The organism is Streptomyces sp. NPDC018045, assembly GCF_044327445.1.
In the GTDB taxonomy this organism is placed as follows: domain Bacteria; phylum Actinomycetota; class Actinomycetes; order Streptomycetales; family Streptomycetaceae; genus Streptomyces.
On the sequence record NZ_JBIRFL010000005.1, the window covers coordinates 344,483 to 358,576 of the forward strand.

Here is a 14,094-nt window from a genome sequence, read left to right on the forward strand (position 1 = left end):
CGGCTCAGGCTTGCTGTGCCTGGTTCAGGCCTGCTGGGTCTGGCGGCGTCGGCGTACCGCGACGCCCACGCTCGCCGCGCCGAGCACACCGGCCGCGCCCGCGACCCCGCTGGCGGGGAGCCGGCCGATCCGCTCGGCGATGCCGGCGATCCCGTCCGCGGGGAGCACGGCGGACAGGCGGCCCATTGCGTGCTGCGCGGTGGCGTCGGTGGCGTCGGTGGTTCCGGCGGCGAACGCGCCGCCCGCCGGGAGGAGCAGGACGGCCGCGACACCGGTCGCGACGGCGGCGGTACGGATCACGGAGCGGCGCTTTGCCCGCATGGAACTACTCCTCGTCGTGGCGGTCCTGGCCGCCGTGGGTCTGCTGGTTCGTTCGTCGTCCGGCGTACGGCCTATGTGGATCCGCCCGGTCGTGCCGACGGAGACGAATCTACGAGGCGTCCTTCACGGCATCCCGTCGGTTGTGTAACAGCCTGCGCCATCTCTGCGGGCAGTGATGTCACGGCTTGAGCGCCACCAACCGCGCTCGCGCCGACGCTATGGGTAACTTTGTCTCGTTACGTACGCCTGTGTCCTGTGCCCGGAAGGTCTCGGGGGACGCGTCGGTCGGGAAGGTGGTGGTGGGACGTGCGGCACCGGACGCTCTCGATCGTTGCACCGTTCGTGGTGCCGCTGCCGCTCGCCCTGGCGGCGGGCTGCGCGGGCGTCGCGGGACTGCACGACGACGGGCGGGCGCGGAACGTGAAGGCACCGCTCGCCCTGTGGGCGGACCGTACGCCCGCGCCGCGCGTCCGCGACGAGGACCCCGGTGACCAGCGGGCCGTGCCGGGCCTGGCCCGGGTCCCCTCCGGCGACATGAAGGACGTCGATCCGGCGGCCGTCGTCCGGGCGGACTTCGCGGCCGACGGGGACCGGCCGCCCACCCCCTCCGCCGTACGCAGCCCGGTCCTCCACGACCTCACCGACGACGGAAAACCCGACCTGATCAGCGCCGTCGACCTGGACGCGCGCTCCAGCCTGCTGCGCGTCTACAGCGTCCGGAACGAGGTCGTGACGCGCGTCCTGGCGCTGCGCGCCGTGCTCGCGGGCGTCGAACTGGCCGCGGGACACCTCGCCGTCCGCGAACCCACCAAGGACCCGCGCTACGTCAGCGTCACCGACTACGTATGGGACGGCAGCCGGATGGGCCTGTGGGACCTCACCCTGGACGACTACCGGACCCCGCAGAACCCACTGCCCACACCGGCACCGAGCGCACCACCCTCGAAATCCCCGGCGCGGGCGGCGGCTTTCCCGCGGACGGCAGCCCGTCCGTGGGGAGAGCCCGTGACGCGCCCGGAAGCGCGCCCGGAAGCGCGACCGGCGACGCGGCCGGAGGCGGGTCCCGTGAAGCGGCCGGGAGCAGGGCCCGTGACACGTCCGGAGGCGAGGCCCGCACCACGCCCGGAGGCGAGGCCCGCACCACGCGCGGAAAATCCGCCTGCCCCGGAGTCCGCAACCGCCCCGACGAGCCCCGCATGACCCGCCCCGCGCTCTCCCTCCGCTGGAAGATCGCGCTCACCGTCATGGCGGTGTGCTGCGCCGTCGCCGCCGTACTGGGCGTACTCGTGCACAACGCCGTCGCCCGTCAAACCGTCGGCCAGGTACGGAAGGAGACCCTCGCCGACCTCGACGAGGCGCTGGACCTGTACGAGTACGGGACCTCCCGCGAGGGCCTCAACTCCGTACTCGACCCCGCCGAACTCCCCACACCGCTGCGCACCTTGGTGCACCACGGCCGGCGCGGCAGCATGGTCGGCACGTACCACGGGCAGCGCGTCATGTGGACGGCGGCACCGGCCGGCGACCAGGTGATGGCGGTGTGGTCCCCGTACGAGAACACCCGTCGCTCCCTGGAGAACCTCGACACGGCCATCTTCGGCTCCGCCGTCCTCGCCGCCACCGCCGTCGCCCTCGCCGGACTGTTCCTCGCGCACCGCATCAGCCGTCGGCTGAGCAGCACGGCGGCCGTCGCGCGCCGGATCACCGCGGGGGACCTGGACGCGCGGGTCGGCACCGAGGGGACGGGGCGGCGGGCCCGGCCGGGGGCGCCGGACGAGGTGGCGGCGGTGGCCGCGGCGCTGGACTCGGTGGCCGGGTCCCTCCAGGGCCGCCTCCAGGCCGAGCAGCGCTTCACCGCCGACGTCGCCCATGAACTGCGTACCCCGCTGACCGGCATCCTCGCCTCGGCCGAGCTGCTGCCCGAGGGCCGCCCCAAGGAGATGATCAACGACCGGCTGCGGGCGCTGCACCGGCTCACCGAGGACCTGCTGGAGATCTCCCGGCTCGACTCCGGCGCCGAACGCCCCGACCTGGCCGAGTACGAGCTGGGCGCCCTCGTCCGGCACTCCGTCCGGGGGCTGGGACTCGACACCGAGGTACGCGTCGTACGGGACGCGGTCGTGCCCACGGACCGGCGCCGTCTGGACCGCATCCTGTGCAACCTGATCCTCAACGCCCATCGGCACGGGCGGCCCCCGGTCGTGGTGACCGTGGACATACCGGACGGCGGCGGGGCGGCGCCGGCCGGTGACGCCACGGGCGGGAGCGGCACACCGTACGAGGGAGCGCAGCGCGGCGGCCCGCCCCCGGTCCCCGTCGTGGAGGTGCGCGACCACGGGCCCGGATTCCCGGACGCGTTGCTGCACCGCGGCCCGCAGCGCTTCCGTACCGACGCGCCGGGCCGCGGCAAGGGCCACGGCCTCGGCCTGACCATCGCGGTCGGCCAGGCGGCCGTCCTGGGCTCCGAACTGCACTTCACCAACGCGCCGGGCGGCGGCGCCCGAGCCGTCCTCCGCCTCACCCCGCCGTCCGGCCGACCCGGACCGCCAGGGCGTACACCCGGGTGATCTGGTGCGGGCTGTTGTTGTTGTCCGACACGAGGAAGAGCGGCAGCCGTCCCTTGTACGGGCCCGAGGCCAGCGGCGCGACGCCGAGCGCCATCCCCTCGGCGTTCTCCAGCAGGGGGTTCGACTGCGGTTGCGTGGCAGCCGCACCGCCGCGCGGGCAAGTGACGAGGTCGACCGGCTCCCACTTCTTCGCGAACGCGTCGACCGGCTCGGACTGCAACGACGCGACCCCGGAGACATCCTTCGCCCGGCGCAGATCCGCCCCGAAGATCCGCACCGCGTTGCCCTGGCCCTCGGCGTGGTTGGTCTCCAGGACGAGCAGTCGGTCGCCGCCCAGCGCCACCAGCTCCGACACGCGCAGACCGGCCGCCGACTGGTAGGCGAACTGCTTGTCCGGCACGTACGTGCCACCGGGCGTCCCCTTGAAGCGCTGGATACGCAGCAGACTGCGGCCGCGCGCCTTGCCGTCGTGGAAGAGCGGCGCCTCCATGCCCGCGTACAGATACCGGCCGTCCGGGGACGCGCCCAGCGCCTCCAGGTTCTCCGGACCGGCCCACTTGACGAGGTTGCGCGGCAGCTCGACGCGGCCCGTCTCCACGCCGTCCGACACCCGGAACCTGCGGATCGACGGGCCCGCCTCGGAGGCGACCAGGATGGTGCGCCCGCCCTTCTCCAGGACGAGGCCCTCGCCGTCGAAGCGGCCGCCCCCGGTGGGGCGGAGCGTCCGCAGGTGGACGGCGCGGGCGTCGGGCGGTGCGGCGCCCGACGTGCCGAGGTCGAGGTCGAAGACCCGGCCCGGCGCGTTGTCCGCGAGCGCCCAGGCCCGGGAGGGGCCGGACATCGCCAGGCCGGACAGTCCGTCGACCGGGACGGCGGCCTCGTATTCGACACCGTTGAGCGCGTCGCTGTGGCCGATCAGCGCCACGTCGTCCGAGCAGCGGCCGGAGGACGGCTCGTCGTCCCGCGACTGCCACCACACGGCGGACGGGGCCGCCACCGCCGCGACGCACAGCACGGCGATCAACGCCCGGCGCCGGACCCTGCGCGCCTTGGCGGCTTCGGGGTCGGGAGGCGCGGAGTCGAGGGGGTGGGCGCCTCCTGGGGCGTCTGGTGGACCGGCGGTGTGTGTGATCTGGCCGGACGGTCCGGGGCGGCCGGTCCGGCCGGGGCCCGTCCGGTCCGGCGGGGGAGTGGGGCGCACCGCGCGGTTCCGTACGAACGGCAGCTTCTCGATGCCGTTCTGGGCCTGCTGCTGCGGCAGCGGGCGGTTCTTTTCGCGCAGGGCGCGGCGGACTTCGCGGTAGATGGCTTCGAGGCTGAGGTATTTGGGGGGTGGGGGCGAGGGTGGGAGAGGAGCGGAAGTGTTCTGGGGTGGGGGAGTGGCGGTGGTGTTCGGAGGTGGGGGAGTGGTGGGAGCGGTCGGGGACGTGGGAGGGGTGGCTGCGTCGCCCGGCGTGGTGCCTGGTGTGATGCCCGGCGTGGAGTTCGGCGTGGCACCCGGCATGCCACCTGGTGTGTTTCCTGCCGTGTCACCTGGCGCAGCGGCCGCCGGGCCGGCCGGGGCCGGGATCCCCTCCCGCAGCACTCGCAGAAACTCCCCGGTGAAGGCGGTGTGCTCCTCACCTTCCGGCGCCAGCGCCTCGACGTTCCAGGGCGTCGAGGTGAGCAGGTACGAGACGCCCTCCAGGCTGTCCATGCCCTCGAAGAGGGCCTCGCCGAGCCGGCTGGACGCCTGCTGCGTGGCCGCCACCGTGGTCATGGAGCCGGCCATCGACCCGGCGGACATGCCCTTGATCACGCTGCCGCTGTAGCAGCAGTCGAGGATGATGATCCGGCGCTTGGGCGGCGTACGGGTGCCCAGCGCACTGCGCAGCCAGGTGTACGGAATGCCGCTGTGCACCTTCCCCGGTTCCGTACCGGGCAGCGTGAGGTACAGGCCCTCCTGCCGCGAATCGAGGAAACCGTGGCCCGCGTAGTACACGATCAAGGTGTCCCGAGCGGCCCTGACCGCCTCCTCGACGGGCTTCAACGCCGCGGTGACCGTACGGGGGTTGGGCACGATCCGGCAGTTCTTCTTGGGCATCCCCCCGATGGTCCGGTCGGTCAGGGCGGCCTTGAGCGCCTTGAGGTTGTTCCGCACCCCGGGCAGCGGAGGCAGGTTGGCGTACCGGTCGACCCCGATGATCACGCAGGCCGACTCCGCGGGATCGAACGCCGTCCCCGTCTCTCCCCCGACTCCACCCATCCCGTCAGCCCCCGTCCATCTCGTCCCTGTCCGTACCGCTCGCGCCCACGTCACCTCCGCGCGCCTGCCCCTCACCATGGCGCGCCTCCTCTTCCCCTGCGCGCGTCCCGTCCGCGCCCGTCACATGGCCGGGGCCGCTCGCCCGGTCCAACTCCTCCAACGCGCGAAGGATGCTCCGGGCACCGTCCGGGTCCGCCGTGGCGAAACTGACCCGGACGCCATTGCGCTCGACCGTCATCTTGGGACGCGCCGCGTACGCCCTGCGCCAGCCGTCGATGGCGATGGCCAGACTGCTCAACTGGAACAGGCTGTCGACGATGAGCTGGACGGCCTCGAACGCCAGCCCCATCTCGCCGGGCTTGGTCGCGCTCTTCCGTAGCGAGACGTCCGCGCTCCGGCCCACGGCGGGATCGTCCGCCAGCCACTCGCACAGCGACCGCAACTCCAGGTCGCTCTCCGCCTCGTCCAGCTTGACCTGAATCCTCATCAGCCCCCACGCTCCGATCCGGCCCACTCACACCAACCCCCGCCCCATACCCACCGCCTTCGCAGCAATTCCCGGAACCACCCGCAATCACCCTGCCCGAGGCAGACCCGGGCAGGACCGTCCCGACACCCGCACCCGGGGCTGTCTCCGTACTCCCCCGGCCTTGAGCCTCCCTGCTCCTCCTGGCCTTGCGCTCCCTCCTACTCCGCTTGGCCTTGCGCCTGGCCTGGGCCTGCGCCCGGAATGGGCCCGGGCCTGCGCCGGGCCTGCGCCGGGCCTGCGCCGGGCCTGCGCTCGGCATGGGCCTGCACCGGGCCTGGCCAGCGCCCGTTCTGGGCCTGGCCAGCGACTGCGCCCGATCTGCGCCTGCGCCGTACCAGCGCCTGCGCCGTGTCGGCGTCCGCGCCTGGCCTGCATCCGCTCTTGCGCCCGCTCTTGCGTCCGGCCTCGCCCCCGGATTGCGCCTGGGCCCGGCCTGCGCCTGCGCCTAACCTGTGCCGTGCCTACGTCTGCGCCGTGCCAGAATCCGCCCTCGCGCCCGGCCTCCACCCGGATCCGCCTGTGCCGGTCCGCGCCTGCACCCGGATTGCGCCTGCGCCGTGCCTGGCCTGCGCCGTGCCAACACCCGCACCCGGCCTGCACCCGCGCCAGGCCTTCACCCGGGCCAGGACACCACCCGCACGGCGCGCTCACCCCATAACCGCCCCCGCCCGGTCGCCCGCGCCCGAAGCACCTCCGCAAGCAAGCCGCAGCGCCGAGGCCAGCCGCAGCGCCGAAACCAGTCGTAGCGCCGAGACGAGCCGCAATGCCGAGGCCAGCCGCAGCGCCAAAGCAACTCACAGCACCGAAGCAACTCACAGCACCGAAGCAAGCCGCGCCCCCCGGCGGACTATGCGCGGGACCTGCCCGCCCCTCCCCGGGGCCCTCTCACTCCTCCTCGAACGGCGGCTCCTCCTCCCAGGACAGCTCTTCCTCCACGCCGGCCCCGGTCGGCGGCGTCGGCGCGTCCTGTTCCGACAGCACGGCCAGGATCTGCTCGCCGTACTTCGCCAGCTTGTTCTCGCCCACGCCGTTCACGGACCCGAGCTCGGGCACGCTCGACGGCCGCGCCGTGGCGATCTCCCGCAGCGTCGCGTCGTGGAAGATCACGTACGCCGGTACGCCCTGCTCCTTGGCCGTACGCCCCCGCCAGGCCCGCAGCTCCTCGAACACCGGTACCGCCTCCTCCGGGAGGTCCACCGGCACCGCCCGCCGCCCCTTGGCCACCTTCGCGGCCTTGGCCTTCACGGTCTTCTCCGGCTCGCGCCGCATCGGCACCTCGCGCTGCCCCCGCAGCACCTCACCACTCGCCTCGGTGAGCACCAGCGTGCCGTAGTCCCCCTCCACGGCGAGGAGTCGTTGTGCGAGCAACTGCCGGATGACGCCCCGCCATTCGGCCTCGCGCAGGTCCTCGCCGATCCCGAAGACGCTGAGCTGGTCATGATCGAACTGGATGACCTTCGCGGTTTTCCGCCCCATCAGGATGTCGATGATCTGCCCGGCGCCGAACTTCTGTTTCCGCTCCCGCTGCAACCGCACCACCGTGGAGAGCAGCTTCTGCGCGGCGATCGTGCCGTCCCAGGTCTGCGGCGGCGTCAGGCACGTGTCGCAGTTCCCGCACGCGCTGCTCTCCTGCCCGAAGTAGGCGAGCAGCCGAACCCGTCGGCACTCCACCGTCTCGCACAGCGCCAGCATCGCGTCGAGGTGGGCCGAGAGCCGCCTGCGGTGGGCGTCGTCCCCCTCCGAGCCGTCGATCATCTTCCGCTGCTGGACCACGTCCTGCAGCCCGTACGCCAGCCACGCCGTGGACGGCTGGCCGTCCCGGCCCGCGCGTCCCGTCTCCTGGTAGTACCCCTCCACCGATTTCGGCAGGTCCAGGTGGGCCACGAACCGTACGTCGGGCTTGTCGATGCCCATTCCGAACGCGATGGTGGCGACGACCACCACCCCGTCCTCCCGCAGGAAGCGCGCCTGGTGATCCGCGCGCGTCCGCGCTTCCAGCCCCGCGTGATACGGGAGCGCCGTGATGCCGTTCTGCACCAGGAATTCGGCGGTCTTCTCCACCGATGCCCGCGAAAGGCAGTACACAATGCCCGCGTCGCCGGCATGCTCGGTCCGCAGCAATTCCAGCAACTGCTTCTTCGGGTCGTTCTTCCCGGCGATCCGGTACTGAATGTTCGGCCGGTCGAAGCTGGCCACGAAATGCCGGGCGTTCTCCATCCCCAGCCGTGCGGTGATCTCCTGATGCGTGGCTTCCGTGGCCGTCGCCGTCAGGGCCATCCTCGGGACCTCGGGCCACCGCTCCCGGAGCATCGACAGAGCGAGGTAGTCCGGCCGGAAGTCGTGGCCCCACTGCGCGACGCAGTGCGCCTCGTCGATCGCGAACAGCGAGATCTTGCCCCGGTCCAGCAGGCTCAGCGTCTGCTCCACCCGCAGCCGCTCCGGCGCCAGGTAGAGCAGGTCGAGCTCTCCGGAGAGGAACTCGGCCTCCACCAGCCGCCGCTCGTCCAGGTCCTGCGTGGAGTTGAGGAACCCGGCCCGGACCCCCAGCGCCCGCAGCGCGTCGACCTGGTCCTGCATCAACGCGATCAGCGGTGAGACGACCACCCCGACGCCCGGCCGCACCAGGGATGGAATCTGGTAGCACAGGGATTTTCCGCCGCCGGTCGGCATCAGCACGACGGCGTCGCCGCCCGTTATGACGTGCTCGATGATCGACTGCTGTTCCCCGCGGAACGCGTCGTACCCGAATACCCGCCGCAGCACGCTCACCGCGTCACTGACGTCGCCCTCGGTTTCCCCGGCACCGGAAGCCATCTCCACCTCGCTCATGCCAGCAGCGTACGAGCAATCCCGTCACCCGCGCTCAGCCCTGTGGATAACTCCGCGCCGGGCCGTCCTCCTCTGCTACTCCCCGGACGGGCCCACGCGGCCCCGCAGCGCCTCGCACCACGCGGTCGTACAACGAAATCCGCGCTCCAGCCGTCTCACCGGACGACGAGGAACATCACATGTCGCGCCCCGCGAACGCGGCCTCTCACCACTCCGCCGACCCCGCCCGTGCCACCGCCACACCCCGGGCCCGGCCCCCACCCTCCGCCTCATTCCGACCCGGCCCTCCGCCACCTCGGCCGCCGAAACCACCCGCAGGACGGAGAACCACATGCGCTCGTACAGCCGCCTCACTCACCTCACCCACCGCCCTTGCCTAATCCACCTCACCCACCGATCCCGCCCCATCAACCCCGCTCACCTCCCCGGCCACCACCCGGCCAGGCCCACCACACCCCTCCGCGCCACCACAACCGCATTCGTCACCCTCGCCAGCCTCATCACCCTCGCCACCACAGCCTCAGCAACCACCCCCACCACCCCCACCACCCCCACCACCTCAGCCACCGCCCCCGCCCCCCGCTGCACCGAATCCGCCCTGGCGATCAAGGCAACCGTTCTCACGCCCCAGCGCCCCGACGCCCTGCGCATCAGTGCCACCAACCGCACCGACAAGCCCTGCACCGTCGACCGCATCCCGACCGTCACCTTCGGCGACCTGGACGGCGCCGCCGAGCCCGACCCGCCCACCGAGAGCGCTCCGTACCGCCTCGCGCCCGGTTCCACCGCGTACGCCACGGTCCGTACCGTCACCGGCCGGCCCACGCCGCCCATCCGTACCGTCGACTTCCTCACCGTCGCCGCCGACCCGTCTCACCACGGCCGCCGCTTCGACGTCACCGCCATCGGGGCCCCGCCCACCGGCATCCGCGTCTGGTCCCCGACCACGACCTGGTGGAGCCCCACCCCGGCCTGACCGCGACACAGGCCACGGCGGTACGCGCCTGCCGTTCATCGGGCAGGCAACTGCCGACCACCGGGGGCGGATTGCCCCGAACCACCCGCCCCCGGCTCGGCCGCTCCCGATTTCCACCCGCTCCCCTCGCCACTCCTCTCGAACAGGAGTAACCGGCCAGTAGCTCTCCGTAAAATTTTGCCTTCTTTCGTTGCACGACTGAGCACTCCTGAACGCTATTGCGGTCAGAGAGCCCGTACTGGCTCTCCGGTGCCGGGACGAGCAGGCACCGTCCACCCGACCGGAGGGACCCAGGGTTCCGTGAACCTCGATCTCGTACGTGACTGGGCCGTGGCCGCCGTCGCGGTCCGCGTGTTCAGCGCCGACCTGCGGATGCTGCTGCGCCGCCTCGCCGCCGCCCAGGTGCTGGCGGGCGTCTCCGAACTCACGCGTACGGGTACGAGCGCCCGCACGCGCCCGCGTACCCGCGCCTGCACCCATCGCGCGCCCGACCGCGGCTCCCTTTATGACCCTCAGCGCGACCACGACCCCCAGGAGGGCGAGCGCTGATGTCCGACCACGAGCCGATCGCCGACCCCCACCCGAGGCCCCCGAAGGCGCCCCCCGAGGCCGCCCGCACGGCACCCGCCCCCGCGCCCCGGACCGCTCCACACCCCAGGAAGTATCCTTTCCCCCCGTCCAGCCTGCCGGGCCCCACAAGCCCCGCCTCCGCCGTAACCCCCGTACCCCCCACGCTCCCCACCGTCTTCGGCCTGCCGCCCGACTTCCGCGCCTTCCACCAGCTCTACCGCGCGGGCTACATCCGGTACGCCGAACTCCACCTGAAGTCCCGAGCGGACGCCGAAGAAGCCGTCGACCTCGCCTTCGAGCAACTCGCGCTCTGCTGGCGGACCGTCCTGGAACAGCCGGTCCCCGAGGCGTACGCCTGGCGCGTCGTGAAGAACCGCACCATCGACCACGCCAGGGCCCGCGGCCGCCGCCCCGTCGTCGTCGACGTCGCCGCCTTCGAGACGCACTCCCTGCGCCACTCCCTCGACCCGATAGGTGAGTTGGAGGAGTCCCTCACCCTCTACCAGGCCGTCGCCGCCCTGCCCGAGCGTCAGCGCGACGTGATGCTCCTGCGCTACGCACTCGGGTACGCCACCAAGGAAACGGCGCGCCTCATGGGCATCACCGAGGCCGGTGTCCGCTCGACCACCCGCCACGCACGCCGCAGACTGCGCCAGGCGTTCGGCCTGGAGGAAGGTGAAGACGATGCCCGCCTCGCGGACTGAACTCGACCGGCTCCTGAGCAAGGCGCGCCTGGTCACGCCCCCGTACACCGACCGCGAACTGGCGGCGGCCGAAGCCCGCCTGGCCGCCCGGGTCGCCGACCGCGTACTGTACGGCGCGCTCTCCTTCGACGCCGCCGTGCAGGCCCGCGTGGAAGCCGCCCTCGGCCGCGACCGCCCCGCCGGCGAACGCGGCGAGCCCACCGAACAACGCCGGATGCGCGACGCCGCCCAGGACCTCCAGCGCCTCTGCGCCCTCGTCGTCGGCGAACCCGAAGCGCTCCACCAGATGTCCGTCTTCATCGGCGGCCGCGTCCTCGAACCCGACGGCGCGCGCGTACTGGCCTGCGTCCTCCACCTCGCCGGCCGCGAGGACTCCGCCCGCTTCTGGTGGCAGTACGCCGCCGGCGCCGGCGACACCTCCGCCGCGTACTGCCTCTACCTCCACCACCTCTCCCTGGCCGAGGTCGGCGAGGCCCACTGGTGGCACGCCCACGCCGACCCGGACCACCCGGCCCGCGCCCGCCCCTCGGCCGACGCCTACGACCTCTTCATCTCCTGGGCCATCACCCTCGAAGTGGCCCACGAACCCGGCACACCCCCGCCGCCGGCCGCCGTAGTCGGCTACGTCTCCAACGCCATCCAATTCACCGACAACCCCGACCTGGACCTCCCGCTCCCACCCGTCGGCTTCGCCGAACGCATCGCACAACTCACCACCTCGAACCCCTGACCCCTGCCCTCTGCCCTCTGCCCTCTGCCCTTCTCTGTCCTCTCCCCTGACCGTGCTCAACGGGCATGCCGGTTCCCGGCATGCTCGACGGCCGCCCTGGCCAGCCCCGTGATCAGCGGATGGACCCGGCCGCCGCCCCCTTCGCCGTCCAGTTCGGGCTGGAAGAGGGTGGCCAGGAAGAAGGGGTGAGCGGGCAGTTCGGCGATACGGACGTCCCCGGACTCATCACTACCGCTGAAGACCATTCCGTGCTCGCGCAGAACGTCGAGGTGGCGGGGGTTGGGGCCGTAATTGCAGTGATAGCGCGCCTGCGTACGGTCCGTCCCGAGCAGGTGGGCGGCCCGCGAGCCCGGAGTGGCCTTGACGGTTCCCTCGTGACCGACGAGAGAGCAGGCCAGCGGGACGACCACGGCCTCCTCGGCAGCGGTCCCCGGCTCGTTCTCGGCGTGATTGGCGCGCGTCAGCCCGCACACATGACGAGCGAACTCCAACAGCGCGTGCTGAAAGCCCCCGCAGGTGCCCAGGAAGGGGATGCCGCCTTCCCGTGCCGCCCGGATCGCCGCCAGGACACCCTTCTCACTGCGGTACGGGCTGCCGGGCAGGACCCAGACCGCGTCGAAGCCGCTCATCCCCTGGTCGGCGTCCTCACTGGGGACCCAGTAGGCGTCCAGATCCAGCACGTCGCGTTCGCGGAGCGCTGTGAGCAGCCGGGGAACGCGGACATGGGACCGGACGGCTTCGGAGCGGTCCCCGACCAGGGCGATACGTGCGGTGTACGTCATGCCGAAATCCTCCGGCGCGCTCCGCATCGCGTCCAACGATGATCGCTGCACTGCACATAAGCACCTCTGATGCCCGTCAGCGAACCTGGTCTCCATGGACCCCCACCTCCTCCGTACGTTCGTCGCAGTCGTCGACCACCGTTCGTTCTCCGCCGCCGCTTCCGCCCTCGGCTACACCCAGTCCGCCGTCTCCCAGCACATCGCCGCCCTCGAAACGGACCTGGGCACCCGGCTTGTCGAGCGCCGCCCCGTGACCACCACCCCAGCCGGAGCGCGCCTGATGGAACATGCCCCGGCCCTGCTGCTGCGCCTCGACGTGGCCCGCGCCGACATCTCCCGCCTGCGCCACCTCCGCCCCGCCCGGCTCACCCTGGCCTGCTCACCCGCTGCCTTCGGGCCCGCAATTGCGCGAGCGCTGGCCGACATGCGCATCACCGCCCACCCTCTCGACCTTGAGGTGCGCACACTCGGCCGGGTGGCGGTGATCGAAAACGTACTCACCGGACAGGCTGACATCGGCCTCATCGACGGCGTCGCTGCCCCCAGCGACCCGTTGCCGTTGCCCGATCTCGGGCCCACCACCACTGTCGCCGTGGCGGAGGAGACCTTCGCCGTACTGTTCCCCGAGGACCACCCCTTGGCGCGGCGCCCCTCAGTACGCCTGACCGACCTGGCGCAAGCTCATTGGATCGACGCTCCCGACACCGCAGTCCCCCTCGACCGGCTGCGCGCCGTCTGCCACACCGACGGCTTCCACCCCCGTATCCACCACAGCGGAACCGACCTCCACAGCCTCGCCGCCCTCACCACCGCCGGCCACGGCCTGACCACACTCCCCCTACCACTGGCCACCGCACTCAACACCACAGCCGTCCCAGTAACATTCCCCCGCCTGCTCCACCGCACCGAACTCATCTATCCTGCCAACCTTTCAGGGCCGGCCCGCCAGTTGGCCGACTCCATCACCGGTGCAGTGACTCCCTCGCGACCGCGCGATGGAGGGAGTGGCGGCCACCGATCCGGTGCACTCGGGGACGGCGCAATTGCGATCACGCGCTCGCGGCACTGAGACCCCACGCGCGGGATGAGCTACGCAGCGACCGTGCGGGGCCTTGAGCCCGGGAAGCTCAGCGCCCAGGCTCTTCGACCCGCCTGGGAACGCTTACGCGCCCACCGGCGAGCCTTTGTGTGCTCATGACATGACTCGGGCGGGCGTGGTCGCCCGCCTCGCGCGGAGCTGCCCTGTCGGCCCAAGGCTGACGATCACCATCACGGCAAAGGGCCAGTGCGAGAGGATCATGCCTCTGAACTGGCCCTTTTCTATGTGCCGCCGGCAGGATTCGAACCTGCGACACCCGCTTTAGGAGTTTTCTCTGGGCGGGGCTGTGACCTGTGCAAACTACCGACGAAGAGCGGTTGAGCTGCGGAAACACGCTTTGCCGGTTCTCGCGTGTTCGCAGCGCTTCTCGGCCTCATATGTGCTGTATGTGTTCCGGAAGGCATCGTGGGTCCGCACCCCGAAACACACTGGTAAGAGCCGCCGTTGTCGGCTTGTGCTTGCCCAACCGATCCGGGCGTTGCCGCGCGTAAGGCGCTTACGCTGTGGGCTCCGGTTCGCCGGCGCGATCCCGGTGATCAGGTGCACGACCATCGTCTTGATCTGGTCGCGGGTGCAACATACGGCCTCGACGCCCTGGTCGGCGGGATCATCCAGCTTCAACCCATCGTGACGCACACGTCGGATTCCCTCACCGCGTCAACGGTGAGGATCATGATTGGTGGACTCCGCGTGACCGCCGCTCTACTTCCAGCGGTGGTCGCCTTCGCCTGATACGTCGCGC

General features: G+C 71.8%; 13 protein-coding genes. 8 read left to right on the top strand and 5 right to left on the bottom strand.

From position 1 onward, the window contains the following. Nucleotides 1-24: 24 nt before the first annotated feature. Nucleotides 25-321 carry a hypothetical protein gene (locus tag ACH4EB_RS15265; RefSeq protein WP_398347913.1) on the bottom strand — a complete coding sequence of 99 codons (297 nt, stop codon included), beginning with the start codon at nt 319-321 and terminating at the stop codon, nt 25-27. A 306-nt stretch (nt 322-627) separates the two neighbouring features. Between ACH4EB_RS15265 and ACH4EB_RS15270 the strand changes: the two genes are divergently transcribed. Further along, nucleotides 628-1,521 (top strand): hypothetical protein, encoded by an 894-nt coding sequence (locus ACH4EB_RS15270; RefSeq protein ID WP_398347914.1) that lies wholly within the window; start codon nt 628-630, stop codon nt 1,519-1,521. After that, on the top strand, nt 1,518-2,888 hold the full coding sequence (locus tag ACH4EB_RS15275; protein ID WP_398347915.1) for a sensor histidine kinase: 1,371 nt from the start codon (nt 1,518-1,520) through the stop codon (nt 2,886-2,888). The genes ACH4EB_RS15270 and ACH4EB_RS15275 overlap by 4 nt, the downstream gene beginning before the upstream one ends. Here ACH4EB_RS15275 and ACH4EB_RS15280 read toward each other — a convergent pair. The 3 genes from ACH4EB_RS15280 to recQ form a co-directional block, all read right to left on the bottom strand. Next, complete coding sequence (locus ACH4EB_RS15280; protein WP_398347916.1) at nt 2,839-5,076, bottom strand: esterase-like activity of phytase family protein; 2,238 nt, start codon at nt 5,074-5,076, stop codon at nt 2,839-2,841. The two genes, ACH4EB_RS15275 and ACH4EB_RS15280, sit on opposite strands and share 50 nt — an antisense overlap. A gap of 61 nt (nt 5,077-5,137) precedes the next feature. Next, entirely contained in the window at nt 5,138-5,620 is a 483-nt protein-coding gene (locus ACH4EB_RS15285; protein WP_398347917.1) for a hypothetical protein, read from the bottom strand. Between the two features lie 927 nt (nt 5,621-6,547). Further along, nucleotides 6,548-8,476, bottom strand: coding sequence for a DNA helicase RecQ (gene recQ / locus ACH4EB_RS15290; RefSeq protein ID WP_398348122.1), 1,929 nt, complete (start codon nt 8,474-8,476; stop codon nt 6,548-6,550). A gap of 346 nt (nt 8,477-8,822) precedes the next feature. On the opposite strand from recQ, the gene ACH4EB_RS15295 reads away from it, so the two are divergent. From ACH4EB_RS15295 to ACH4EB_RS15310, 4 genes are all read left to right on the top strand, one after another. Next, a complete protein-coding gene (locus ACH4EB_RS15295; RefSeq protein WP_398347918.1) occupies nt 8,823-9,467 on the top strand; it encodes a DUF4232 domain-containing protein in 645 nt (214 codons plus the stop codon). 300 nt (nt 9,468-9,767) lie between these two features. After that, nucleotides 9,768-10,016, top strand: a complete 249-nt coding sequence (locus ACH4EB_RS15300; protein WP_398347919.1) for a hypothetical protein — start codon at nt 9,768-9,770, stop codon at nt 10,014-10,016. After that, nucleotides 10,016-10,741 (top strand): RNA polymerase sigma factor, encoded by a 726-nt coding sequence (locus ACH4EB_RS15305; protein WP_398347920.1) that lies wholly within the window; start codon nt 10,016-10,018, stop codon nt 10,739-10,741. The genes ACH4EB_RS15300 and ACH4EB_RS15305 overlap by 1 nt, the downstream gene beginning before the upstream one ends. Next, complete coding sequence (locus ACH4EB_RS15310) at nt 10,722-11,471, top strand: hypothetical protein (protein ID WP_398347921.1); 750 nt, start codon at nt 10,722-10,724, stop codon at nt 11,469-11,471. Before ACH4EB_RS15305 ends, ACH4EB_RS15310 begins: the two co-directional genes overlap by 20 nt. 56 nt (nt 11,472-11,527) lie before the next feature. On the opposite strand, the gene ACH4EB_RS15315 is transcribed toward ACH4EB_RS15310, so the two are convergent. Then, nucleotides 11,528-12,253, bottom strand: coding sequence for a hypothetical protein (locus ACH4EB_RS15315; RefSeq protein ID WP_398347922.1), 726 nt, complete (start codon nt 12,251-12,253; stop codon nt 11,528-11,530). Between the two features lie 94 nt (nt 12,254-12,347). On the opposite strand from ACH4EB_RS15315, the gene ACH4EB_RS15320 reads away from it, so the two are divergent. Together ACH4EB_RS15320 and ACH4EB_RS15325 are read left to right on the top strand one after the other, a co-directional pair. Then, entirely contained in the window at nt 12,348-13,322 is a 975-nt protein-coding gene (locus tag ACH4EB_RS15320; protein WP_398347923.1) for a LysR family transcriptional regulator, read from the top strand. Nucleotides 13,323-13,892: 570 nt separating this feature from the next. Then, nucleotides 13,893-14,084 (top strand): hypothetical protein, encoded by a 192-nt coding sequence (locus ACH4EB_RS15325; protein WP_398347924.1) that lies wholly within the window; start codon nt 13,893-13,895, stop codon nt 14,082-14,084. Nucleotides 14,085-14,094 lie beyond the last annotated feature (10 nt).

Bases quoted from the DNA above. Each gene is read 5' to 3' on its own strand.
- ACH4EB_RS15265 (WP_398347913.1), bottom strand. From the start codon at position 321: ATGCGGGCAAAGCGCCGCTCCGTGATCCGTACCGCCGCCGTCGCGACC.
- ACH4EB_RS15275 (WP_398347915.1), top strand. From the start codon at position 1,518: ATGACCCGCCCCGCGCTCTCCCTCCGCTGGAAGATCGCGCTCACCGTC.
- ACH4EB_RS15285 (WP_398347917.1), bottom strand. From the start codon at position 5,620: ATGAGGATTCAGGTCAAGCTGGACGAGGCGGAGAGCGACCTGGAGTTG.
- recQ (WP_398348122.1), bottom strand. From the start codon at position 8,476: ATGGCTTCCGGTGCCGGGGAAACCGAGGGCGACGTCAGTGACGCGGTG.
- ACH4EB_RS15295 (WP_398347918.1), top strand. From the start codon at position 8,823: ATGCGCTCGTACAGCCGCCTCACTCACCTCACCCACCGCCCTTGCCTA.
- ACH4EB_RS15305 (WP_398347920.1), top strand. From the start codon at position 10,016: ATGTCCGACCACGAGCCGATCGCCGACCCCCACCCGAGGCCCCCGAAG.
- ACH4EB_RS15310 (WP_398347921.1), top strand. From the start codon at position 10,722: ATGCCCGCCTCGCGGACTGAACTCGACCGGCTCCTGAGCAAGGCGCGC.
- ACH4EB_RS15315 (WP_398347922.1), bottom strand. From the start codon at position 12,253: ATGACGTACACCGCACGTATCGCCCTGGTCGGGGACCGCTCCGAAGCC.
- ACH4EB_RS15320 (WP_398347923.1), top strand. From the start codon at position 12,348: ATGGACCCCCACCTCCTCCGTACGTTCGTCGCAGTCGTCGACCACCGT.